Origin of the sequence: Parafrankia discariae (assembly GCF_000373365.1) — a bacterium.
Classification (GTDB): Bacteria; Actinomycetota; Actinomycetes; order Frankiales; family Frankiaceae; genus Parafrankia; species Parafrankia discariae.
This window is the reverse complement of the sequence record NZ_KB891274.1, coordinates 89465-112860: the sequence shown is the minus strand read 5'-3', so window position 1 is coordinate 112860 and position 23396 is coordinate 89465. Positions and strand designations below refer to the sequence as shown.

The window sequence follows — 23396 nt, the reverse complement described above, 5'->3', positions numbered from 1 at the left end:
TCCCTCACGCGGTAAGCCGGACGGGCAGCTCCCGCAGCCCGCGGATGGTGCTCTGGTCGCGGTACACCGGCGGGCCGCCGATCAGCGCGAGCCCGCTGGTGCGCTCCAGGAGCAGCCGAAAGGTGATCTCCGTTTCCAGCCGGGCCAGGGCCGCGCCGAGGCAGTAGTGGATGCCCAGCCCGAAGCCGAAATGGCGGGCGACCGGAGCGGCCCCGGCCGCCGAACCGCCCGCGGCGGCGGCGTAGCGGGTGACGAGGAAGCGGTCCGGGTCGGCGAAGGCCGCCGGGTCGCGGTGGGCCGAACCGACGAGCACGAGGGCCCCCTCACCGCGGCGGAACGGCCGTCCACCGAGCTCGGTGTCGCGCAGGGCGGTGCGTGGGAGGAACTGCACCGGGGCCTCGTGACGCAGCATCTCGTCCACGGCGGTGGGGACGAGGTCGGGGTCCGCGCGCAGGACCGCCAGCTGGTCGGGGTTGCGCAGCAGGGCGAGGATCCCGCTGGCGATGAGGTTGGCCGTGGTCTCCTGCCCGGCGACCAGCATCACGGCGCACAGGGCGAGGATCTCGCTCTCGCTCAGCGTGTCGTCCCCGAGGTGGATCTCGACCAGCTGGCTGAGAAGGTCCGTTCCCGGGCTGGTCCGGACCCGCGCGATCAGGCGCCGGAAATAGTCGTCCATCTCGCGTTGGGCCTGCCGGCGGGCGGCGATGTCGTCTGGTGTGAGCAGGAAGTCCGGGTCGATGCCGCGGATCAGCGCCGCCGCCCAGGCACCGAACACCGGTTCGTCGGCGGCCGGAATGCCGAGCAGGTGACAGATCACCCGCAGCGGGGTCGGCTGGGCCAGCGCGGTGACGGCGTCGACCTCACCGGCGGCCAGGGCGGCGTCCAGGAGCGTGGTGACGAACGCGGTGATGTCGGCGGTGAGCGTCGCGAGGGCGCTCGGGGTGACGGCCCGGCTGGCCAGCCGGCGCAGCCTGGTGTGGTGCGGAGGGTCCGCCCGCAGCAGCGAGTCCAGCCCGTCGTCGGTGTCGCCGTCGGGGCGGAAGGGGCTGATGTTCTCCCGGTGCCCGTGCCCGAAGGCCGGGTTCTGGAACACGGCGCTGGCGTCGGCGTGCCGGGTGACCAGGGTGATCCGGCGACCGGCGAGCTCGAGCGCGGGCAGCGGGTCGGACTCGCGGATGGCCCGGTAGGTGGGGTACGGGTCGATCCGGCGCGCGGCGGTGAGCGCGGCCAACAGGGGCGGAGCCGCCAACGGTGTCTGGACGGTGCTCATACAGGGCTCCCCACGGGGTGCTCGGGCCGGCGGAACTCGGTGGCCATTGTGTCCGCGGCCGGCCAGCCGTTCGGCGCGCATAAGGGCCTCGAATCGACCGATCAGGTCCGGGCCCGACCGGGCCCTGATTCACGCAAGACTCCGTGCATGAAATGGGTTACGCTGCGCCTGACGAGGCGCGAGCGCCGTGGGCCCGGCTCCGCCGTCCACCGTGATCCGCGCGTTCGTGTCCTCGGGCCCCTCTTCGTGAGCGTCTGGAGCCGGCTGTGACGACCACCGAACTTCCCAAGTGCCCGATGGACCCGACCCGTGACGACCGCAAGTCGGCGGCGCTGGCCGCCCAGCGGGTGCGCGCCGACGCCGGGGCGCGGGTCGTGAGCGGCTTCGGCTTCGGCCGGGCCATCCTGCGCAGCGCGACGATGCTGCAGGCGGGCGCCGGCTCCGAGCAGCTGCAGGCGGGCGGCGGCGAGCACGGCCCGGTCTTCTTCCTCGACGGGGAGGAGCACCGGCGGCGGCGGACGGCGATCGCGCGCTTCTTCACTCCCAAGGCCATCAGCACCCGGCACCGCCTGGTCATGGAGCGGACGTCCGACGAGCTGCTCGCCCGGTTACGGGCGAACGGCGGCGGGCGGCTCGACGAGCTGAGCTATCAGCTCGCCGTCGCCGTGGCGGCGGAGATCGTCGGCCTGACGGACAGCGACCAGGCCGCGATGGCGCGGCGCATCCAGGCGACCCTGCTCGGCACCCGGCTGCGCGGGATGCATCCCGCCATCCGGGTCGGGGCCCAGGCGCTGACCGCCGTCCACGCGATGCGGTTCTTCCTGCGCGACGTCCGCCCCGCGATCAGGTCGCGCCGCCGGGAGCGGCGGGACGACGTCATCTCGCACCTGATCGACGAGGGCTACCCCGACAGGGCGATCCTGATCGAGTGCATGACCTACGCGGTCGCCGGGATGGTGACCACCCGTGAGCTCATCGTGATGGTGGCCTGGCACCTGTTCGACGACGACGCGCTCCGCGCCCGGTTCACCGCGGGCGACGAGGCCGACCAGACCGCGATCATCGAGGAGATCCTGCGCCTCGAGCCGGTCGCCGCCATGCTGCACCGGCGCGCGACCGCGGACGCCGACCTCGGGGTGGGCTCCGTGCGGGAGGGCGAGCTGCTCGCCGTGAGCATCCGCGCCGCGAACGTCGACCCGGAGACGGTCGGCGAGTGCCCGCACGCGCTCGACCCGGACCGGGCCCGGCGGTTGAAGGGGGTCGGCTCCTACCTGAGCTTCGGCGACGGCAGTCACCGCTGCCCCGGCGCGCAGGTGGCGATCGGCGAGACCCGGGTGTTCCTGGACCGGCTGATGCGCCTGCCCGACCTGCGCCTCGCGCGCGTCCCGGACATGACCTGGTGCGACGGGCTGATGAGCTACGAGCTGCGCGGCGCGACGGTGACCTGCTCCCGGGATCTCGTCCCGGCGGCGCGGGAGACCGGCCAGGATGGTGGTCCGCGAGCCGGACGGACCTGAGGTCCCGGACCTCGCGTGGGCCGGGGAGGAGCTCGGGGCGGGCCCGGATTACCCCGTGCCGCCCAGGCGTTCTGGACACTGAGGAGATTCGGCGTGGCTCCCGGAGGATGGCCGCGGACACTAAGAAAGTGTACGTTTACTTCCCAATGGCTCGCCGTCATGGTGGCTGCCACGGGCCTCACGCCCGTTCCGCGTCGCGCGCACCCGGCGGGTGGCGGGATCCTGTGCGCCGGATCCCTGGTGAGAACCCAGCGAGTAGCTGTACCGATTCTGAGGAGCGACTGTCATGCGTGACGCGGTGATCGTGGAGGCTCTCCGCACGCCGACCGGTAAGCGCAATGGGTCCCTGTCGGGTGTGCATCCGACGGATCTCTCGGCGCACGTGCTGGCGAGCCTCGCGGAGCGGGCCGGCGTCGACCCGGCCGTGGTGGACGACGTGGTGTGGGGCTGCGTCGGCCAGGTGGGCGAGCAGACCTTCGACATCGCCCGCAACGCCGCGCTCGGCGCCGGCTGGCCGGAGACCGTCACCGGTGTGACCGTCGACCGGCAGTGCGGGTCGAGCCAGCAGGCGGTGCACTTCGCCGCCGCCGGGCTGATCGCCGGGCAGTACGACGTGGTCGTCGCCGGCGGTGTCGAGTCGATGTCCCGGGTGCCGATGGGCTCCTCCCTGCAGGGCAAGGTCCCCTTCGGCGAGCGGTACCTGGCCCGCTACAACGGTGTCTTCCCGGACCAGGGCATCGGCGCCGAGATGATCGCGCAGCGCTGGGGCCTGTCCCGGACCCAGCTCGACGAGTTCGCGATCCTCTCGCACGAGCGGGCCGCGGCGGCGCAGGACGACGGCCGCTTCGACGGGCAGATCCTCCCGGTCACCCTGGCCGACGGCACCGTGGTCAGCAAGGACGAGGGCATCCGCCGCGGCGGCACGGTCGAGGGCCTCGCCCAGCTCCGGACCGCCTTCAGGCCGGACGGCGTGATCACGGCGGCGAACTCGTCCCAGATCTCCGACGGCTCGGCGGCGCTGCTGATGACGACCAGCGAGAAGGCCGCCGAGCTGGGTCTGCGCCCGCTCGTCCGGGTGCACACCGCCGTCCTCGCCGGCACCGACCCGGTGATCATGCTGACCGCGCCGATCCCCGCCACGCGGAAGGTGCTGGCGAAGGCCGGCCTGAAGCTCGACGACATCGGCGCCTTCGAGGTCAACGAGGCGTTCGCCTCCGTGCCGCTGGCCTGGCTGGCCGACATCGGCGCCGACCCGAAGGTCGTGAACCCCAACGGCGGCGCGATCGCCCTCGGCCACCCGCTCGGCGGCTCCGGCGCCCGGCTGATGACCACCCTGATCCACCACATGCGCGACAACGGGATCCGTTACGGCCTGCAGACCATGTGCGAGGGCGGCGGCCAGGCGAACGCGACCATCCTCGAGCTGCTCTGACCTCGAGCCGCTCCGGCCGGGCGAGCTCCGTTCCACCCGAGAGCCCGGGAACCTGACAACCAGGGTGCCCGGGCAGCCGGCGGCCGTGCCGGTGATCCAGTTGCGGCTCGGTTCCGCCGTGCCAGCATGGGCCGGTGAGTGAACCGTCCCCGCGGCCTCCCGGCGTCGAACTCCTGGAGGTGCGCCGGCTCCGGCTGGTCGAGGCAGCCCCGCCCCGGATGCCGCCTGAGGACCGGCTGGCCATGGACCGGGTGTGGGACGAGGCGGTGCGGGACAACCCCAGCCTGTTCGACGGGCCGGTGGTGGCGTGCGCCGGGCTGGACTGGGACGGCCCCCACAGCCTGGTCCTCGCCTGGGCGAGGACCACCTACCGGTTTCACGGCCTGCGGCAGGTCCCGGGTGCCAACCCGGGGCTGTCGTCCCTGTTCGTCAGCGTCGTGCAGCCGACCGACGACGGGAGCCTGTTGATCGGGCGGATGGCGTCGTGGACGGCGGCACCCGGTCGCTGGCAGCTGCCCGGTGGATCGGTCGAACCACCCGATGACCCGCGGCCCCTCGACGTGGCCGCGCTGCGCCGCCATGCCGCTCGGGAACTGGCCGAGGAGACCGGCATCGACGTGCCCCTCGGTGACCTGCCGCTGTGGTTGGTTCTGCGCGGGGAGCGCGGCGACGTCGGTGTCCTGTTCCTCGCGCCGCCCGGACCGGCGTCCCCGCTGCGTGAACGGTTCGACGCCCTCGTGTCCGCGGAGACGGCGCTGGGGCGCGATCCGGAACTGGACCGGATCGCCCTGGTCCGCTCCCGGGCCGATCTGGCGGCTCTCGGCGGCCCGTGGGCGGACTATCTGGAGCCGATCGTCCGCCGGTACGCGGCACCGCCGGCCGGCGCCCCGCGGTCAGTCGCCGCTGGCCGCGAACGGCTGGGGGCGCATCGCGGCGGGGATGTCGGGTTCGGCGTCGAGGACGCGCAGCAGCAGGCCGAATAGCTGCTCCTGCTCCGCGGGGGAGAGGACGTCGAACGACGCCGGCGGGACGGCCATGAGCGTCTGGGCCCGGGCCACCACCAGCCGGCCCTCGTCGGTGACCGTGACCGTCTTGGCCCGCCGGTCGGTCGGGTGCGGCTCGCGCCGGGCCAGGCCGCGCCGCTCCAGGGTGTCGACCACGCCCGTCAGGTAGGACGGGTCGAAGCGGAACGCGCTGACCAGGTCGCGCATGGGCCGGGCCCCGGAGGAGAGCACCAGCAGCATCTTGAGGGCGGCCGGGGTGAGCTCGACCTCCTGGCAGATCTGGTGCAGCCGGTTGTGCCCCTCGCCGCCCATCACCAGGGCCTGCATGGCGCGCCAGGCCTCTCCCGCGGCCGATTCGATCACTCCTTGACGGTACCTGGTCGGCGGCGGCCGGTAAAGGTTTAGTTGTTACCACTATATGTTTGACAGATCTCAACTATCGACGGATGCTGGGCCTCGACCAGGCCGCCGGCGGAGCCGGTGGCCGTCCGTCGCATCGTTCCGGGAGCTCATGTGTCCGATCAAGCGCACGAAGCGGGGGTGTCGCCCGCCGAGGTCCCCGCACCGGTCGCCGCCGCCGTGCCCGAAGCCGCTGGGCCCGGCCCCGCCGGGCTCGAAGCCGCCGCGCCTGACGCGACCGAGATCGATCCGGCGCTGCGCCGCCTCGCTCTCACGGTCACCCTCGGCGCGATCATGGCCATCCTCGACACGACGATCGTGGCCGTCGCCATCAACACCCTCGGGCGGGACTTCGACGCCTCGCTGTCGACGATCTCCTGGGTGTCCACCGGCTACCTGCTGGCCCTCGCCGTCGTCATCCCGCTGACCGGCTGGTCGGTCGAGCGGTTCGGCGCGACCCGGATGTGGAACATCTCGCTGGTGCTGTTCCTGGCCGGCAGCGCGCTGTGCGGTGCCGCCTGGTCGGCCGGCAGCCTGATCGCCTTCCGGGTGCTCCAGGGCCTCGGCGGCGGCATGATCATGCCGATCTGCATGACCCTGCTGGCCAGCGCCGCCGGCCCGCAGCGCATCGGCCGGGTCATGAACCTCATCGGTGTGCCCGCGCTGGTCGCCCCGATCCTCGGCCCGGTCATCGGCGGCCTGCTCGTCGACAACCTCGACTGGCGCTGGATCTTCTTCGTCAACCTGCCGATCGGGGCGGTCGCGCTGGTCGCGTCGTGGCGGGTGCTGCCGCGCGAGGACCGCGGGCAGTCGCACCACCGGCTCGACGTCCCCGGCCTGCTGCTGATCTCACCCGGCCTCGCGGCCCTCGTCTACGGCCTGTCCGAAGCCGGCTCGGGTGACGGCTTCGGCTCGCTGAAGGTCCAGATCAGCGTCGCGGCCGGCGTGGTCGCGCTGGCGGCCTTCGTCGTGCACGCCCTGCGCCGCGAGGACGCACTGCTCGACCTCCGCCTGTTCGGTGACCGCGTCTTCACCGTCGCCGGCGTGACCACGTTCATGGTCGGCGCCGGCCTGTTCGGTGGGATGTTCCTGCTGCCGCTGTACTTCCAGGTCGCCCGCGGGCAGAGCGCGCTCGCCGCCGGCCTGTCGCTCGTCCCGCAGGGGGTGGGCGCGATGATGGGCATGCCGATCGCCGGGCGGATCGCCGACCGCCGCGGAGCCGGCTACGTCGTACCGGTCGGGATGGCCGTCTGCCTGCTCGGCACGGTCGCCTTCACGCAGGTCGACGCGCACACCGACACGGTCGTGCTCGGGGCGCTGCTGTTCGTGCGCGGCCTGGGCTTCGGAGCCTCGATGATGCCGGCGATGAGCGCCGCCTACGTGACGCTCCGGCCCACCGCCGTGCCGCGGGCCACCACGACGCTCAACATTCTGCAGCGGGTCGGTGGCTCCATAGCCACCGCCCTGCTCGCGGTGGAGCTACAGCACGGGATCACCGGCCGGCTCCCCGGCTCGGACGGCGGCATGCTGAACGCATCCGAAGGAACGGACCTGCCCGCGACGGTCGCGGACAAGATCGCTCATGCCTTCGGCGCCACGTTCTGGTGGGTCGTCGGCCTGACCGTGCTCGGTCTCGTGTCCAGCGTCTTTCTGCCCCGCCATGCCCGGAAGCCCACCGCCGCTCCCGCCGCTGCGGACGATGAGCGACCGGCCGGCGCTGCCGCCGCCGGCGCCGATGAGCGACCGGCCGTCGACACCGCCGCCGGGCAGGACGCGAACGGGCAGGACGAGCCGGCCGGGAAGGGAGAGTACGTCCCGGTGGGCACTCCGGCCCCCGACACAGGCGTGTGACGGTGCCAGACCGTCCCACCTGGTCCGCCAGGCGGCGGCGCGTCGTGCCAGGGGAGGGTCCCGTGCTCGGCCGGGCCGTGAACCAGCCCGTCGGTATGCTCGGCCGACTATGCCCGAAGGTCACACTGTGCACAGGTTGGCCGCCGTCCATCAGCGGATGTTCCGTGGCCGGCCGGTGACCGTCTCGAGCCCGCAGGGCCGGTTCACCGACGGTGCGCGCATGCTGGACGGGCGGGTGCTGACCGAGGCGGAGGCGCACGGCAAGCACCTGCTGCTGGGGTTCGGCGACGAGCAGGTCCTCCACATCCACCTGGGCATCTACGGCACGTACGCACTCGGTCCCGGCCCGGCGCCCGTGCCGACGGGAGCCGTCCGCCTGCGGCTGGCCGCCGACACCGGGTACGCCGACCTGCGCGGGCCGAACGCCTGCGAGCTGCTGGCACCCGGTGAGGTGAAGGCGCTGCGCGACCGGCTGGGCCCCGATCCGCTGCGCGCGGACGCCGATCCGGCGCTGGCCTGGCGCCGGATCGAGCGCAGCCGCACCCCGATCGCCGTGCTCCTGCTGGACCAGAAGGTCGTCGCCGGGCCGGGCAACATCTACCGGGCCGAGGTGCTGTTCCGCGCCGGGATCCACCCGCTGCTGCCGGGCCGGGAGCTGGCCCGCGACCAGTGGGCCGAGATCTGGGCCGACCTGGTGGCGCTGATGGCCGACGGGGCGCGGACGGGCCGGATCGACACCGTGCGCCCCGCGCACACCCCGGAGGCGATGGGCCGCCCACCGCGCGTCGACGACCATGGGGGAGAGGTCTACGTCTACCGCAGGACGGGCCAGCCCTGCCTGGTGTGCGGCGTCGAGGTGCGCACGGTGCAGCTGGCCGGCCGGAACCTGTTCTGGTGCCCCGGCTGCCAGCCACCCGCTCCCCGCTGACGCCGCGTGCCGGGCGCCGCGTCAGCCCGCCGGGCGGCCCGCTTCCAGGAACGCGGCCAGGCCGGCCAGGGCCATCCGGGTGCCCGCCTCGTTGTCCGCGACGGGCACGCCGTCCGGGATGCCCTCGTGCCGGACGGTGACGTCGGTGCCCCCGCCGTCGGCGTCCGCCAGGTCATCTGTGTCGCGTACACCCGACTGACTGTAGGGAGTCCGCCCGCTGCGGGTCGAGGCGGCGGACTTCTCGAGCGCGCCGCCCAGTGACCGGGCGTCGCGCCTCGGCGCGGACACCCGAGTGCCGATCCGGGCCTTAGGGGGCGACGATCCAGCCGGGGAACCACATGCGGTCGTGCCAGGAGCTCAGCGGAATCGTCTGGGCGGCGAGGATCGGGTAGAAGTAGGCGAACATCAGCGCGACGGCGGCCAGGTAGAGCCCGAACGACAACGCCCCGATCATGCGGCGGGTGTCCGACGCGTCGCGGGGGCCGAGCGCGAGGCCGGCGGACGCGGTGATCCCGAGGATCAGGAACGGCAGTGACGGCAGGGCGTAGAAGAAGAACATCGTCCGGTTCGGGAACGCCAGCCACGGCAGGAACGACGAGCCGAAGCCGACGAGTACCAGGGCGGCCCGCCAGTCGCGCCGGCTGACCCACAGCGCGAGCATCGCGACCAGCGCGGCTGTGCCGACCCACCAGACCGCCGGATTACCCAGGGCCAGCACCTCGCGGGAGCAGCCGGCGGCGGCGTGGCAACCCCGCTCGCCGAGCTTCGGGCTGTCGTAGGCGTAGACCACCGGCCTGGCGAGCACCAGCCAACTCAGCGGGGTGGACTGCGCCACGTGCGGCGCGTCCAGGTGCTCGTGGAAGTCGAGGATCGCCTGCTGGTAGTCCCACCAGCCGTGCCAGGCGGCGAAGAACCCGTCGCCGTGAAGGTGCCGGTCGTAACCGCCGTCGGTGACGAACCAGCCCGTCCAGGTGGCCAGGAACGTCACGATCGGCAGCAGGATGTAACAGCCGGACCAGGCCGGCAGGTCGCGGCGTAGCGCCCCGCGCACCGGCCGCCGCGCGCCCGCGGTGCGCCGGGCACCGACATCCCAGGCCAGGGCCAGCGCGGCGAGACCGACCAGCGTGTAGAGCGCGCTCCACTTCACGCCCATCGACGCCCCGAGGCACAGCCCGGCGGCGATCCGCCAGGGCCGCAGCCCGGCGCGCGGCCCGTAGCGGACGAAGCGTTCGGCCGCCCTGGACGGCGGGCCACCGGACGGCGGGCCCGCGGCGACGCGCGCGGCGAGGGCGGCCCGGCCGTGATCGCGGTCGAGCACCAGGCAGGCCAGCGCGAGCACGAGCCCTGTCATCAGGAAGATGTCGAGGATGCCGATCCGGCTCTGGACGAACTCCAGCCCGTCCAGGGTCAGCAGCAGGCCCGCGAAGCAGCCGAGCACGGTGGACCGGAACATCCGCCGTGCGGTGCGGGTGAGCACCAGTACCGCCAGCGTGCCGAACAGCGCCGAGGCGAACCGCCAGCCGAGCTCGGGGTTGCCGTGCGCGACCCCGGCGCAGTCGGTGTAACCGAAGATCTTCTCGGAGGCGGCCATGAACCACTTGCCCAGGGGTGGATGCACCACGAAGGCCGGGCCGGCGCAGGTCCCGCTGTTCACCTCGTAGCCCGAGGTCATCAGGCCCCAGGCGTCCCTGGTGTAGTAGACCTCGTCGAAGTTCATGCCCCGTGGCTCGGTCAGCTGCCAGAACCGCAGGATGCCCGCGACGGCGGTGACCGCGAGCGCGGCCACCCAGCCGAGTCTCCGGTCGCCGGGCATCGGCGGGCACAGTCGCGCCCGCAGGGCGTCGGGACCGGGTGGGCGCCGCCGTTCGGTCCCGGCCCGTTCGGTTTCGGCCTGATCGGTTTCGGAGCGGGCGAAATCAGCTGTTGTCGCTGCCGTCACCTGGTCAGGCTAGGGACTGGGCCGCCGCGACGGACAACCGGTGGCCTTCGGACTGTCTGGTCTAATAGCACCCAGAAGGGGCGTGGATGACCAGCTTGCAGATGAGGGCGGTCGCCGGGATTCTTCGGGTGACCAGAAAACCGGGAACGGCCACCGTCGAACGGGCCCACCGGCGGATCGCGGCGCGCAAACGGCCGTCGCCGCCGCCCACGGCCCTGCGTCGGCGGCACGCGGTGAGCAGTTGGCAGGTCGCGGGGTTTCCCTGCCACACCGTCGCCCCGAAGGGCCGGCCCGCCGAGCGGGCCGCGGTCTACATCCACGGCGGCTCCTACATCAACGGCATGGCGCCACAGCACTGGACGCTGGTCTCCCGGCTCGCCGCCGCCGGCGTGCGGGTCGACGTCCCCGACTACGGCCTCGCGCCGCGGCACACCTACCGCGAGGCGTATCCGTTCCTCACCGCGGTCTACCGGCGGCTGCTGGAGGAGATGGACCCGGCGGCGGTCACCGTCGCCGGGGACTCCGCCGGCGCTGGGCTGGCGCTGGGCTTCGCGCAGACCCTGGACGGGCCCGGGCTGCCGCAGCCACGCGGCCTCCTGCTCATCTCCCCGTGGCTGGACCTCACCCTGGCCGACCCGGCGGTCGCGGCGGCGGAGGCCCGCGACCCCTGGCTGACCCGCGTCGGTCTGGTGGAGGCCGGCCGGGCCTGGGCCGGCGGTGACGACCCGGCCGCCCCGCGGCTCAGCCCACTGAACGGCCGGCTTACCGGCATCGCCCCGACGCAGGTGTACGTCGGCACCCGCGATCTGCTCTACCCCGACGTCCTGCGTTTCCAGAAGCGGGCCGCCGCCGAGGGCCTCCAGGTGGACCTGACGGTCCGCGACGGTGCCGTGCACGTCTACCCGCTCATCCCGGTGCCGGAGGGCCGCGCGGCGTCCCGGGTGATCGTGCGGGAGGTCTCCAGCTGACGCGAACCGTGCCGCCGAGCAGGCGGGCGCTGCTCGTTCTCGCGGCGAGCGCGGTCGGTGGGGGCCTCGCCGGATGTTCGACGGGCCCGGCCGGCTCCGCGGCGCCGGTGTCGGCCGTGTCGCCCGGCTCACCGGCGTCGCCGCCGGCTTCCGTCCCGCCGGCCGCCGGGCCGACCGCGGGGGCGGCGCTCACGGCCGGCCCGGTGGAGGTCGCCCGGCTGAGCTTCGCGAGCGCGGCCCGGGGCCGGCAGGTCGGCCTGGTGGTGATCGCGCCGGGCGGGGCCCGGGACGGGCTGCCGGCCTGCCTCGTCCTGCACGGGCGGGGTGACGACGCGGAGCGGTCGGTCAGCCTGCTGAACCTCGACCGGCATCTCGCCGACGCCCTGGCGGCCGGCGTGGCGCCGTTCGCGCTCGTCGCCGTCGACGGTGGCGAGGCCTACTGGCACCGGCGCGCCTCGGGCGACGACCCCGAGCGAATGATCATCGGCGAGGTGCTTCCCCGGCTCGCCGGGCTGGGCCTGCGGACGACGCGGCTGGCGGCGACGGGCTGGTCGATGGGCGGGTACGGTGCGCTGCTGCTGGCCCGGCGCCACCCCGGACTGGTCGTCGCGGTCGCGGCGAGCAGCCCGGCGATGTGGCCGTCCTACGGCGCGAGCGCACCCGGCGCCTTCGACTCCAGGGCCGACTTCGCGGCCCACCCGGTCCTCGGGACGGCGCCCGTGCCAGGGGTGTCCTACCGGATCGACTGCGGCTCCGCCGACCCGTTCTTCACCGTCTCCCGCCAGGCCGCCCGTGACCTGGAAGCGGGCGAGCGGAACTTCGGCCCCGGCGGGCACACCGCCGAGTACTGGCGTTCCGTCGCCCCGGCGCAGCTCGCCTTCCTCGGTGGCGCGCTGGGCCGTCGAGCCTGACGGCCGCCGGGCCTGACGGACCGGTGACCGGTCCCGCCCCGCCACCGGGGCGGGACGGGACCGGCGACGCGGTCGCTCAGGGAGCGTCGGCGAAACGCAGGTAGGGCTTGGTCTCCTCGACGTTCCGGAACCGCTTCTTGGCGTCCTCGGTCGAGACCGAGATCGCGACGATCACGCGGTCGCCGGGCTTCCAGTCGGCCGGGGTCGCGATCGGGTTCGCGTCCGTCGCCTGCAACGCGTCGATGACGCGGATGATCTCGTCGAAGTTGCGGCCCACCGACTTCGGGTAGGTCAGGGAGAGCCGCACCTTGTTGGCGGGGTCGATGATGAACACCGAACGCACGGTGGAGGTGTCGCCCTCGCCCGGGTGGATCATGTCGTACAGCTCGGCGACCCGGTGGTCGGGGTCGGCCACGATCGGGAAGTTGAGCGCGCTTCCGGCGACCTCCGCGATGTCCGGCGCCCAGGCGTTGTGCTGGTCGACCGGGTCGACGGACAGCGCGAGCGCCTTGGTGTTGCGCTTCTGGAACTCGCTCTGCAGGGCGGCGGTGCGGCCCAGCTCGGTGGTGCACACGGGCGTGAAGTCGGCCGGGTGGCTGAAGAAGACCGCCCACGAGTCCTTCTTCCACTCGTGGAAGGTGATCTCGCCGTCGGTGGTCGTTGCGGTGAAGTCGGGAGCGGTGTCGCCCAGACGGAGACCCACGGGCCGTCCTTTCGTCGTAGCGTCGAATGGTTGTTCAGGCCAGGCCAAGGCTACGGTCGATCGGCCCCGTCCGTGCGCGTGATACCCGGGCGGCTGCCCGGAGCCCTGCTCCCTAGCGGGCCGCGGCGCCGGCCGGAGGCGCCGCGGGCGCGGGTTCCGCCGCCACGGGCGCCACCGTCACGGCCGCCGGTGCCGCCGCCGGCGGGGCGGCCGTGTCATCGGTGTCGAGGCCCTTGATCTCCGACTTGAGGATCCGCAGGGAGCGGCCGAGGGAACGGGCGGCGTCGGGAAGCCGCTTCGACCCGAAGAGGATCATGATGACCGCGGCGATGATGAGCAGCTCGGGAGCGCCGATGTCGGCCATGGGAACCATCCTCCGGGCGGGACGAGTGAATGTCCGTCTTACCGTGCCTGACCGGATGTTACGTGGTCGGAACCCGGGCCTGCTTTACGCGCGGCCACCGCGGCCCGTCGGTCCGGCGAACGGGAGCGGACCGGCGGATCGGAACCGGCGGCACCGTAGCCGTCCACGGCCCCCGACCGGACGGAACGCCGTGGGCGCGGCGGGGTTCAGGCCGGGGGAGTGAAGGCGATCGCGGTGACGATCAGGCCACGACCCACCGCCCAGCGCCCACTGAAACCGGTCAGCTCCCCACCGGGCAGCGCGGGCCCAGCCACCAGCAGGCGCGCCTGGAACGCCCCCCGCGCGTCCACCCCGGTCCCGGCGGCGTCCCCGGCGTCGACGGTGATCGTCAGCTCGGCGTCGTCGAAGCCCAGCCAGCGTTGGGCCAGCGGGAACCAGGCCTTGTAGACCGACTCCTTGGCACTGAACAGCAGACGGTCCCAGCGGACGGCGGGATGCTCCCCGCCGAGCGCGGTGAGCATCTCCCGTTCCACGGGCAGCGAGATCTCCCGGAGCACCCCACCTGGCGTCGGCTCGTTCGGCTCGGCGTCGATGCCGACGCTCACCGTCGAACCCGCCGCCGCGCGGGCCACCGCGGCCGCCCGGTAGCCGGCGGTGTGGGTGATGCTGCCGACCACCCCGGCCGGCCACAGCGGTTCCCGGCGCTCCCCGGGCAGGATGGGCACCGCCGGCACGCCCAGGGCCTCCAGCGCCCGGTGCGCGCAGATCCGTCCGGTGGTGAACTCGCGGCGGCGTTTGTCGACCGCGCGGGTGAGGGTCGCGGCCTCCTCGGGGAACAGCCGGGCGTCCGCGGCGCCGCCGAAGTCGTCGTCGAACTTCTCCACCGCGGCGAGCGCCGGTCCGGCCCCGGCACCCGGGGCCGGGGACCAGGCGGCACCGGGTGCCGGCAGCACCGCGGCCAGCAGCACCGCGCCGCCGGCGAGCCGAACCGGGCCGGTCGCCGCCACCGTGGCCGGCGCTGTCACCGATGCCGGTGCCGGTGCCGTCGTCGGCGTCCCGGCCGCGGTGCTCCACCTGTCGCTCATCGGACCGCCTCTCCCACCTGCCGACCGGCCTCGCCGGCCGAACCGGATCCGCCGGCCCCGCCCGGGCCGAGGCCGAGCTCGTCGGCGCCCAGCGGGGCGAAGAACCGCTCGACGTCGCCGGCCGTGACGTCGGCGAGCCGGTCCGGGGACCAGCGTGGGGAGCGGTCCTTGTCGACGACCGCGGCCCGCACCCCCTCCACCAGGTCGTGGGTGCCCAGCAGCACACAGGAGATCCGGTACTCCTGGTCCAGGCAGGCCCCCAGCCCCGGCAGCGTCCGGGCCGCCCGCAGCGCGCGCAGCGTCACCTTCAGCGCGGTCGGTGACTTCGTGGCGATCTCCAGTCCGGCGGCACGGGCCGCCGGGACGGGGCTGGCCGCCAGCGCCGCCAGGATCTCCTCCACGCTGTCGTAGCGGTAACACGGGTCGATCCAGGCCCGGTCGGCCGCCAGCGCCGGCGGGCCGCCCGCCGCGGCGGGCGTCGCGTACCGACGGGCCAGCGTGTCCGCCCCCCCTGCGCCGAGGCCGGCCGCGGCGGCCGCCCGCAGCGCGGCGACGAACGCCGGCAGCGCGGCGCCGGGCAGCTGATGGTCGGCCAGCCCGCAGGCGATCGCGTCGGCCGCGCCGATCCGGCCGCCGGTGAGCGCCAGATGGGTCCCGATCTCCCCGGGCATCCGGGCGAGCAGATGGGTGCCGCCGACGTCGGGGACGAAACCGATCCCGACCTCCGGCATCGACAGCACCGAACGTTCGGTGACGATCCGGGTGGCGCCGTGCGCCGAGATCCCGATCCCACCACCCATCACGAGCCCGTCCATCAGCGCCACATACGGCTTCGGATAGGTGCTGATCAGCGCGTTGAGCCGGTACTCGGCGGCCCAGAACGCCTTGGGCGCCGGGTCGCCGCGCAGCGCGCAGTCCCGGAAGAAACGGATGTCGCCACCCGCGCACAGGCCACGCCCGCCCGCCCCGTCGACGAGCACCGCGGCGACCCGGTCGTCGACCGCCCAGGCCCGCAGCGCCGCGTCGACGGCCACCACCATGCCCGTGGTCAACGCGTTGATCGCCTTCGGCCGGTTCAGCGTGATCCGGCCCAGGGCACCCTCACGGCGGACCAGCACCGCCGGCTCGGCGGGCTCGGCCGGCTGGGCGGGCACGGTCGCCCCGCGGGGCGCGGCGGGGGCGGTCGGTTCGGGTGGCATGCGTCCCATCTTCGCCGGCACCGCCCGCACCCGGGAGCGGTGGTGCCCCGTGTGGCCCTCATGACACGCACCGGCCCACCCGGCCCACCGGCCGCGGCCGGTGGGAGAAGGTTGGCCCATGGACGCCTCCGACCTGCTCGCCCGGGACCGCGCGGTCGTCTGGCACCCCTACGCCTCGGTACACGACCCGGCCCCGCTGTTCGCCGTCGCCTCCGCCGCCGGGGTGCGCCTGACCCTCACCGACGGCCGTGAACTGCTCGACGGGATGTCGTCGTGGTGGGCGGCGATCCACGGCTACCGCCACCCCGTCCTGGACCGGGCCGCCCGCGACCAGCTCGACCGGATGTCGCACGTCATGTTCGGCGGGCTCACCCACGAGCCCGCCGTCACCCTGGCCGAACTGCTCGTGCGGATCACCCCACCCGGCCTGGAACGGGTGTTCTTCTGCGACTCCGGCTCCGTCGCCGTCGAGGTCGCGATCAAGATGGCGTTGCAGTACCAGGCCGGCCGCGGCCGGCCCGGGCGGACCCGACTGCTCACCATCCGCCGCGGCTACCACGGCGACACCTCCGGCGCGATGTCGGTCTGCGACCCCGACACCGGCATGCACCACCTGTTCACCGGCCTGCTGGCCCGGCACCTGTTCGCCCCCGCCCCGGCCCCCGGCTTCACCGAGCCGGTCACCGACGCCGACCTCGCCGACATCGAACGCCTGCTCGCCGCGCACGAGGGGGAGATCGCCGCGGTCATCTGCGAACCGGTCGTGCAGGGTGCCGGCGCGATGCGTTTCTACGCCCCCGGCTGGCTGGCCCGGGTCCGCGAGCTGTGCGACCGGCACCGGGTGCTGCTCGTCGCCGACGAGATCGCCACCGGTTTCGGGCGCACCGGGGAGCTGTTCGGCTGCGATCACGCCGGGATCACCCCGGACATCATGTGCGTCGGCAAGGCGATGACCGGCGGCTACCTGACGATGGGTGCCACCCTGTGCACCGCCGAGGTGGCCGACGGCGTCTGCGCCTCGGCGGCGGGCGCGTTCATGCACGGCCCCACGTTCATGGCCAACCCGCTGGCCGCCGCGATCTCCCGGGCCAGCGTCGAGCTGCTGCTCTCCTCCCCGTGGCGGGCGCGGGTCGGTGCCGTGCACGACGCCCTGGCGGCCGGGCTCGCGCCCGCCGCCGACCTGCCCGGCGTCGCGGACGTCCGTACCCTCGGCGCCATCGGCGTGATCGAGACCCACCGCCCGGTCGACATGGCCGTCATCCAACCGCTGCTCGTCGAGCTGGGGGTCTGGGTACGCCCGTTCGGCCGGCTGGTCTACGCGATGCCGCCGTTCCTGATGGAGCCGGCGGACGTCACCACCCTGGCCGCCGCCATGGTCACCGCGGTCGCCGCCACCACCGGCTGACCCCCGCTCCCGGGCCGCCGGCGACCGTCCGACGGCCCGCCGACCCACCCCATCAGGCGGGTCGGCTGTGGTCTTCCCGGGCCGCGCCCGCCGGCCGTCGCGGCGCCCGCGACCCGGCCGTCCGCACCAGCCCACCGGCTGATGACGCAGGTCAGGAGCGCGAGGACCGGCACGGCACACCCGCCCGGGGCGCGTCGAGCGCCGACGCCGATGCCGGTGCTGCATGTCCGACATCCACGAACTAGTTGCGGATGCCCGAAGAGCCTTCATACCCTTCGTTCACGGGGCTTCACTGTGTGTAGCAGTCGGCGGGTGTGGCCGCCGACGGCGTCGGTCCCACCGAGGGCGTCCCGCCCCCGGCCGGCGCCGGGCACGGGTCGGCCCCGGTTCGGGAACGGATGCCCCGACAGACCTGGATACCGCGAGGTGGGCGCCGCGGGCGTCACCAGCACCCGGCGGTGAACGAGAAGGGCCACGTGCGGATGCCGTTACGACAGGCGCGATGGCGACCCGGGCGCGGGCACGTCCCACCCGGGCTCGGGGCGGTGGCGCGCGCCGTCCGCCGGGCGACGGCCCGCCGCCCGGCCGGGCTCGTCGCGATACCCGGGACGCCAGCGATACCCGGCCCGTCCGCGGACGGGCCTCGAACCCCCACCGGGCTCCCCGCCACCCACCCGGCCCCGGCCGCCATCCCGACCCGGCCCGCTCCCACCCGGGCGGGCCCGCCGCCGATGCCCACGTTCGGGCGGGCGGCACCGGCCACGGCCACCGCTCCGGTCACCGTGCCCCGCGACACCCCCTTCCCGCGGCGGACGGGCACCCCCCGCGCCGACCCGGGCCACGGCGCCCCGGTGGGCCACGGCGCCTCCCTGTTCCTGAACGAGCCACGCCCACGGGTCCGCCCACGTCCACGGCGCCCCGGCGGCGCCCCGGGCGGGCCGCGGCCACCCGCCGAGCTGATCGGCATCCTCGCGGTCGAGGCGCTGTTCCTCGTCGCCGCCGTCGTCCTCGTCGCCAACGCCGCCGCCGACCGCAGCCCGCCCCGACCCGCCGAACTCGCGACCTTCGCCGCCTTCACCACGCTGGCCGTCGTCACCGGGGTGCTGCTCACCGGCCCCACCGCGGCCGGCGCCGGGCCGCGTGCCGACGGCGCCCCCCTGGACAGCGGTCCGCCCCTGACCTCGACCTGGACGCTGCCCGTCGCGCTGCTGCTGCCCCCGCTCTACGCGCTGCTCGCGCACGTCCCGCTCTGGCTGGCGACCGGGGGAGCGGGCCGGCTCGCCCGCCCCCCCGGCCCGCCGGGCTCACCACCGCCGGTCCGGCCCCGGCTGCACGACACCGCCGCGCTCGGTCTCGCCGGCGCCGCCGCGTCCGCCGTCCACCACCTGATCGCACCCACGACGGACCCGCGGTCCGCGGAGCGGCTCGCCGGCTCGTCGCACACCTTCGCCGCGCTGATCGCCGCGGTCGGTGCCTACCTGCTCGTCGACCGGCTGCTGCGCCCCGGCCACTGGTCCGGCGGGCGGGAACAGACGGTCACGGCCGCGGTGGAGACCGGCGCCGCGCTGATCCTCGCCGTCCTGTGGGCGGCCAGCCCGCTGCTGCTCGTCGTCGCCGCACCGCTCGTCCTGCTGCTGCGCCGTGGGCTGGCCCACGCCGAGCTGCTCACCGCGGCCCGCACCGACCCCAAGACCCGGCTGGCCACCATGGCCTACTGGCGACAGGTCGCCCAGCGCGAAACCGCCCGGACCCGCCGGCTGGGACGTCCACTGTCGGTGCTGCTCGTCGACGTCGACCACTTCAAACAGGTCAACGACCGCTACGGCCACCTCAACGGCGACGCGGTGCTGCTCGCCGTCGCCGACGCGCTGCGCCTGGCCACCCGCCCGCAGGACCTCGTCGGACGCTTCGGCGGGGAGGAGTTCGTCGTGCTGCTCGCCGAGGTCGACCTCGACGCCGCCGCCGCCGTCGCCGAACGGGTCCGCCACCAGGTCGCGGGCACCCGCATCCGCCTCGGCCGCGCCGACGTGACCGTCACGGTGTCGGTCGGCGTCGCCGGCACCAGCAACAGCCCCGGCGGCCTCGCCCGGCCCGGCCACCCACCCGGTCCGACCCCCGGCCGAACCCGCCGCGGCCAGCCCGGCACCGCCGCGGAGCCGGTGTTCCCCGGCCCGTGCCCGACGCCGGCCGGCGACGACCTCACCATCCTGACCGACCTGCTCGAGCGCGCCGACGCGGCGCTCTACCAGGCGAAACGCGAAGGACGCAACCGCGTGCGCACCGCCGGCACGGGCCCGGCGGGCGGCCCGCCACCGCGTCCCGCCCACTGACCGAAGCGGCCCACCAGACCGGCCCGGCTACCGCCGCCCGCTCATCACCCGCCCGCCGCCCGCACCGTGTTACGCAGCAGCAGCATCGTCGTCACCGGCCCCACCCCGCCGGGCACCGGGGTCAGCGCGCCCACGACCGGGGCCACCGCGTCGGCGTCGACGTCACCGACCAGACCGGCGTCCGTCCAGTTCGTGCCGACGTCGATGACGACCGCCCCGGGCCGGACATGCCCGGCACCGACCATCTTCGGCCGGCCGACCGCGGCCACCACGATGTCGGCGTCGTGCGCCACCGTCGCCAGGTCCTTCGTCCGGGAATGGCACACCGTCACCGTCGCGTCCTCGGCGAGCAGCAGCAACGCCGCCGGCTTGCCCACCACCGAGCTGCGCCCGATCACACACGCCCGGGCGCCGGCCAGCGGCACCGCGGCCCGGTTGAGGATCTCCAGCACGGCCGCCGCGGTCGCCGGCGCGAACGCGGGCAACCCCAGCGCCAGCCGGCCCAGGCTCAACGGGTTCATCCCGTCGACGTCCTTGCCCACCGGGATGCGGGCCCCCACGTCGGCGGCGGTCAGCCCGTCCGGCAACGGCGTCTGCACGATCATCCCGTGCACCGCCGGGTCGGCGGCGAGCCGGTCCACGGTCGCGATCAGCTCGTCCGGGTCCCCGGACAGCTCGTGCACCGCGCAGCCCACCCCGAGCTTCGCCGCGCCGCGCTCGATCACCCGCACGTACGACCGAGCCGCCTCGTCCGCCGTCGGCAGCACGACCGCCAGGGTCGGGGTGACCCCGGTGGCGGCGAGCCGTTCGACGTCGTCGACGACCGAGCGTCCTATGTCGGCGGCCATCGACCGCCCGTCCAGCAACCTCATGACCCGATCCGATCTGCCACGGCGCGCACGACGACGTCCGCGCCGGTCACCGACGACAGGTACTTGTCCAGCTCGGCGGCGGTCGCGTCGCGGGTGGCCGCGTCGCTCATCGACGCCAGGTTCACCCGCACGTTGATCGCCGCCGAGTCGAGGGCCGCCCGCGCGCTGGCGGCGGCGACGGCCACGTCCGACAGGACGTTGACGTTCGCGCCATCCAGGATGCGCTGGCACAACCCGACCACCTCCGCGGCGGCCGCCGCGGTGCGCAACGGCACGTCGGCCGCCCCGACCAGCGCGTGCTGGATCGCCGCGCTGCGCGCGGCCTTCTCCTGCGCGCTCTCCTTCGGCAGCCGGTAGGCGTCGGTCACCGCGGTGAACGCCACCGCGTCGGCGTCGGCCAGCGCCAGCGCCGCACCGCGCAGCCGGTCCGCCTCGGCGCGGGCGGCGAGCATCACCGCCTCATGCTCGGCGTACCGCGGCTTGCCGATGGTCAGATTGGTGACCATGCTCACCAGGGCCGCGCCCAGCGCCACCTGCACCGCCGCCGCGGCGCCACCGCCGGGCGCGGGAGCCGCCGAGGCGAGCGCCTCGAGGAACCCGTCGAGCGTCTCGTCCGCCATCGCTTTCGACTCCCACCTCGAACCGTTGTCCGGATCCGTGCCCGTCCGGACCTGTGCCGGCCAGCTCCCCACGCCGCAACCCCGCGTGCCGGCACTGCCCCGCGGGAACGGCCGGATGCGAGGCTGGTCGGAGCTGGCCGGAGTGCACCGTAGCAAGTGGATCGGTGCCCTGGACGGGAGAGGGGACAGCACGGACCCGGCGCGGGCCCGTCCCGGACGGGATTGTGAGGTTTGCCGCCTCCGTCGACGACGACCGGCCCACCGACCCCGAACGCCACGCTCACCCCGGCAGCGACCCCATGATCAGATCAAGGCCGTCGTCGAACTGCGCGGCCGTGTCGGCCCGCAGGAACGGCACCGCCGCCGCCAGATCGGGCAGCTGGTGCGCCGGCGGGTTGAACGTCGCCGTCGGCGTGCCGGGACGCTTGTCGCGCGCGACCGCGGCGGCCAGCGCGCGCGCCTCGGACAGCACGTGGCCCAGGCTGTAGAACAACAGCGTCTGGTAGGTCGACGTCGCCTGCTCGGGGCTCAGCCCCATCCCGCGCAGCAGGCCCAACGCGTGGTTGGCCCGCTCCCAGTACGCCCGCCCACCCGGCGGGCGGCGCAGGATCACCCCCGCCATCGTCGGATGGCGCAGCAGCGAGCGCCGCAGCTGGTGCAGGCTCGCCCGCAGGTCGGCCCGCGCGTCCCCGGTCGCCGGCAGCGGTTCGTCGCCGGCGATCAGAAGGTCGGCGAGAACGTCCAGCAGTTCGTTCTTGGTGTGGAAATGGCGGTAGACCGCGGTCGGGTCGACCTCGAGGCGGGCACCGAGGGCACGCATGCTGAACGCGTCGGCGCCCCCGATCCGCACGATCTCCATCGCCGCGTCGAGCAGAACCTCCCGCGACAGGGTGCCCCGAGGCGTGCGTTGTGGGGGAGCCGGCGCGCCCGCCCGGGGCGCGTTCTCATCCTCGTCCGATGCCGTCACGACCCCTGATCCTAGTAGAACCCACAGTGTGGTCAACGGTGTTGACGCGCCGGCCGGGGCCGGCGGACCTGGCAGTTCGACGCCGCACGGCATAGACCACGGCCGCCACGGCCAGCACGGCGCACCCACCGGCCACCGACGCCCCGGGCAGGCTGAACGCCAGCAGCAGGCAACCGGCGAACCCGACCACCGGGACGGCCCGCGCCGGGCGGCCTTCGGTGGGGGAGAGGGTCCACGCCGCGGCGTTGGCGACCGCGTAGTACAGCAGCACCCCGAAGGAGGAGAACCCGATCGCGCCGCGCAGGTCCGCGCAGAGCACGAGCACCGTCACGGCGGCTCCGACCACGATCTCCGCGCGGTGCGGAACCCCGAACCGTGGATGGACCGCGGCCAGCGGCGTCGGGAGATGGCCGTCACGGGCCATCGCCAGGGTGGTGCGCGAGACACCGAGGATCAGCGCCAGCAGCGACCCGAGCGCGCCGAGCGCGGCCCCGACCCGCACCACCGGGGCCAGATCCGGCACACCCGCGGCGCGCACGGCGTCGGCGAGCGGCGCGGACGACGCCCCGAGCACACCCACGGGCAGCACCAGCAGCAGCGCGACGGCGACCGCGGCGTAGACGACCAGCGTGACTCCCAGCGCGACCGGGATCGCCCGGCGGATGGTGCGCCGCGGGTCCCGGACCTCCTCGCCGAGGGTCGCGACCCGCGCGTATCCGGCGAAGGCGAAGAACAACAGCCCGGCGGCCTGCGGCAGGCCGGACCACGCCGGCCCGGCGGATCCGGCGGGGGAGAGCCGGGCCGGTTCCGCGGCGCCGCTGGTCACGCAGACGGCCACGACCACGGCGAGCACGGCGAGGACCACGGCGACGATCAGGCGGGTCAGCCAGGCCGCGCGCCGCACCCCGGAACAGTTGATCGCGGTGAGGGTGACCGCCGCGCCCGCCGCCACCGGACGTTCGTGTCCCGGCCAGGTGTAGGCGCCGACGGTGAGGGCCATCGCGGCGCACGACGCGGTCTTGCCGGCGATGAACGAGGCGCCCGCGAGGTAGCCCCAGAAGTCGCCGAGGCGCCGCCGCCCGTAGACGTAGGTGCCGCCGGCCTGCGGGTACCGCGCGGCCAGTCGGGCCGAGCAGATGGCGTTGCAGTAGGCCACGACCGCCGCCGCGGCCAGGGCGAGCAGGAGCGCCGCTCCGGCGGCCCGGGCCGCCGGAGCGAACGCGGCGAACACGCCGGCTCCGAGCATCGCGCCCAGGCCGATGACGACGGCGTCCCCGGTGCCGATCGTGCGGGCCAGCACCGCCTGCTGTTCACCGCCGGTTCGCCCTGACATGCCCGCCAGGCCATCAAGATAGTCAACAGTGTTGACGCGCCGGCCTTGCCATAAACGATCAAGAAAAGGAATCAAGCACACAAAGGATCAAAAACTCTCTTCCTCAAAAGGAGAGCCTTCGGCCGGAAGGGATTTCCGATCATGGGGCGGGTTCGGGTCGCGTAGACGATCAGGATTTCTTGCCCGCGCGCGGCCGCCGCCTTCGCCGCCCCCGCCGGCGAAGGCGGCGGCCACCAGTCCTTCCCGGCCGGGTCCTGCTCTACTTGACATAATGTGCATTATCGGCGCGGTTCCGAGTG

General features: G+C 74.4%; 21 protein-coding genes. 9 read left to right on the top strand and 12 right to left on the bottom strand.

Annotated features, from left to right (window positions below; genetic code table 11):
• Positions 1 to 4: 4 nt before the first annotated feature.
• Positions 5 to 1270: a cytochrome P450 gene (locus tag B056_RS0132240; RefSeq protein WP_020572829.1), complete on the bottom strand. Its 1266-nt coding sequence runs from the start codon at positions 1268 to 1270 to the stop codon at positions 5 to 7.
• Between the two features lie 266 nt (positions 1271 to 1536).
• Between B056_RS0132240 and B056_RS0132235 the strand changes: the two genes are divergently transcribed.
• The 3 genes from B056_RS0132235 to B056_RS0132225 all read left to right on the top strand — a co-directional run bounded on the left by B056_RS0132235 (position 1537) and on the right by B056_RS0132225 (position 5202).
• Positions 1537 to 2787 (top strand): cytochrome P450, encoded by a 1251-nt coding sequence (locus tag B056_RS0132235; RefSeq protein WP_026240395.1) that lies wholly within the window; start codon positions 1537 to 1539, stop codon positions 2785 to 2787.
• 286 nt (positions 2788 to 3073) lie between these two features.
• Positions 3074 to 4219, top strand: coding sequence for a thiolase family protein (locus B056_RS0132230; protein WP_020572828.1), 1146 nt, complete (start codon positions 3074 to 3076; stop codon positions 4217 to 4219).
• A gap of 134 nt (positions 4220 to 4353) precedes the next feature.
• Entirely contained in the window at positions 4354 to 5202 is an 849-nt protein-coding gene (locus B056_RS0132225) for an NUDIX hydrolase (RefSeq protein WP_026240394.1), read from the top strand.
• Here the strand turns inward: B056_RS0132225 and B056_RS0132220 are convergent.
• The gene (locus B056_RS0132220; RefSeq protein ID WP_018505969.1) at positions 5113 to 5586 is read right to left on the bottom strand and encodes a MarR family winged helix-turn-helix transcriptional regulator; all 474 of its coding nucleotides are present in this window, start codon (positions 5584 to 5586) and stop codon (positions 5113 to 5115) included. The genes B056_RS0132225 and B056_RS0132220 overlap by 90 nt on opposite strands.
• Positions 5587 to 5736: 150 nt before the next feature.
• Here B056_RS0132220 and B056_RS0132215 point away from each other — a divergent pair, with 150 nt between their 5' ends.
• Together B056_RS0132215 and B056_RS0132210 are read left to right on the top strand one after the other, a co-directional pair.
• Complete coding sequence (locus B056_RS0132215; RefSeq protein WP_154677351.1) at positions 5737 to 7473, top strand: DHA2 family efflux MFS transporter permease subunit; 1737 nt, start codon at positions 5737 to 5739, stop codon at positions 7471 to 7473.
• 109 nt (positions 7474 to 7582) lie between these two features.
• Positions 7583 to 8401, top strand: coding sequence for an Fpg/Nei family DNA glycosylase (locus B056_RS0132210; protein WP_026240393.1), 819 nt, complete (start codon positions 7583 to 7585; stop codon positions 8399 to 8401).
• Positions 8402 to 8422: 21 nt separating this feature from the next.
• On the opposite strand, the gene B056_RS45110 is transcribed toward B056_RS0132210, so the two are convergent.
• Both B056_RS45110 and B056_RS0132200 read right to left on the bottom strand, forming a co-directional pair.
• Positions 8423 to 8689: an SRPBCC family protein gene (locus tag B056_RS45110; RefSeq protein ID WP_018505966.1), complete on the bottom strand. Its 267-nt coding sequence runs from the start codon at positions 8687 to 8689 to the stop codon at positions 8423 to 8425.
• A gap of 19 nt (positions 8690 to 8708) precedes the next feature.
• Positions 8709 to 10340, bottom strand: a complete 1632-nt coding sequence (locus B056_RS0132200) for a dolichyl-phosphate-mannose--protein mannosyltransferase (protein ID WP_018505965.1) — start codon at positions 10338 to 10340, stop codon at positions 8709 to 8711.
• 86 nt (positions 10341 to 10426) lie between these two features.
• On the opposite strand from B056_RS0132200, the gene B056_RS0132195 reads away from it, so the two are divergent.
• Together B056_RS0132195 and B056_RS0132190 are read left to right on the top strand one after the other, a co-directional pair.
• Positions 10427 to 11308, top strand: coding sequence for an alpha/beta hydrolase fold domain-containing protein (locus tag B056_RS0132195; protein ID WP_026240392.1), 882 nt, complete (start codon positions 10427 to 10429; stop codon positions 11306 to 11308).
• 8 nt (positions 11309 to 11316) lie between these two features.
• Positions 11317 to 12219 (top strand): alpha/beta hydrolase, encoded by a 903-nt coding sequence (locus tag B056_RS0132190; protein WP_018505963.1) that lies wholly within the window; start codon positions 11317 to 11319, stop codon positions 12217 to 12219.
• A gap of 76 nt (positions 12220 to 12295) precedes the next feature.
• Here B056_RS0132190 and B056_RS0132185 read toward each other — a convergent pair whose 3' ends face one another.
• The 4 genes from B056_RS0132185 to B056_RS0132170 all read right to left on the bottom strand — a co-directional run bounded on the left by B056_RS0132185 (position 12296) and on the right by B056_RS0132170 (position 15570).
• On the bottom strand, positions 12296 to 12922 hold the full coding sequence (locus B056_RS0132185) for a peroxiredoxin (protein ID WP_018505962.1): 627 nt from the start codon (positions 12920 to 12922) through the stop codon (positions 12296 to 12298).
• Positions 12923 to 13034: 112 nt separating this feature from the next.
• Complete coding sequence (gene tatA / locus B056_RS0132180; protein ID WP_018505961.1) at positions 13035 to 13286, bottom strand: Sec-independent protein translocase subunit TatA; 252 nt, start codon at positions 13284 to 13286, stop codon at positions 13035 to 13037.
• A gap of 206 nt (positions 13287 to 13492) precedes the next feature.
• Positions 13493 to 14371, bottom strand: a complete 879-nt coding sequence (locus B056_RS0132175) for a 4'-phosphopantetheinyl transferase family protein (RefSeq protein ID WP_407672445.1) — start codon at positions 14369 to 14371, stop codon at positions 13493 to 13495.
• On the bottom strand, positions 14368 to 15570 hold the full coding sequence (locus B056_RS0132170; RefSeq protein WP_020572826.1) for an enoyl-CoA hydratase/isomerase family protein: 1203 nt from the start codon (positions 15568 to 15570) through the stop codon (positions 14368 to 14370). Before B056_RS0132170 ends, B056_RS0132175 begins: the two co-directional genes overlap by 4 nt.
• A gap of 118 nt (positions 15571 to 15688) precedes the next feature.
• Here B056_RS0132170 and bioA point away from each other — a divergent pair, with 118 nt between their 5' ends.
• Positions 15689 to 16975, top strand: coding sequence for an adenosylmethionine--8-amino-7-oxononanoate transaminase (gene bioA / locus B056_RS0132165; protein ID WP_018505958.1), 1287 nt, complete (start codon positions 15689 to 15691; stop codon positions 16973 to 16975).
• 458 nt (positions 16976 to 17433) lie between these two features.
• Complete coding sequence (locus B056_RS0132160) at positions 17434 to 19305, top strand: GGDEF domain-containing protein (protein WP_230203297.1); 1872 nt, start codon at positions 17434 to 17436, stop codon at positions 19303 to 19305.
• A 44-nt stretch (positions 19306 to 19349) separates the two neighbouring features.
• Here B056_RS0132160 and B056_RS0132155 read toward each other — a convergent pair whose 3' ends face one another.
• The 4 genes from B056_RS0132155 to B056_RS0132140 form a co-directional block, all read right to left on the bottom strand.
• Positions 19350 to 20177 carry a bifunctional 5,10-methylenetetrahydrofolate dehydrogenase/5,10-methenyltetrahydrofolate cyclohydrolase gene (locus tag B056_RS0132155; protein ID WP_018505956.1) on the bottom strand — a complete coding sequence of 276 codons (828 nt, stop codon included), beginning with the start codon at positions 20175 to 20177 and terminating at the stop codon, positions 19350 to 19352.
• Entirely contained in the window at positions 20174 to 20797 is a 624-nt protein-coding gene (locus B056_RS0132150; RefSeq protein ID WP_018505955.1) for a cyclodeaminase/cyclohydrolase family protein, read from the bottom strand. The genes B056_RS0132155 and B056_RS0132150 overlap by 4 nt, the downstream gene beginning before the upstream one ends.
• 280 nt (positions 20798 to 21077) lie before the next feature.
• Complete coding sequence (locus B056_RS0132145) at positions 21078 to 21764, bottom strand: TetR/AcrR family transcriptional regulator (protein WP_018505954.1); 687 nt, start codon at positions 21762 to 21764, stop codon at positions 21078 to 21080.
• The gene (locus tag B056_RS0132140) at positions 21742 to 23097 is read right to left on the bottom strand and encodes an APC family permease (protein WP_018505953.1); all 1356 of its coding nucleotides are present in this window, start codon (positions 23095 to 23097) and stop codon (positions 21742 to 21744) included. The genes B056_RS0132145 and B056_RS0132140 overlap by 23 nt, the downstream gene beginning before the upstream one ends.
• Between the last annotated feature and the right edge of the window lie 299 nt (positions 23098 to 23396).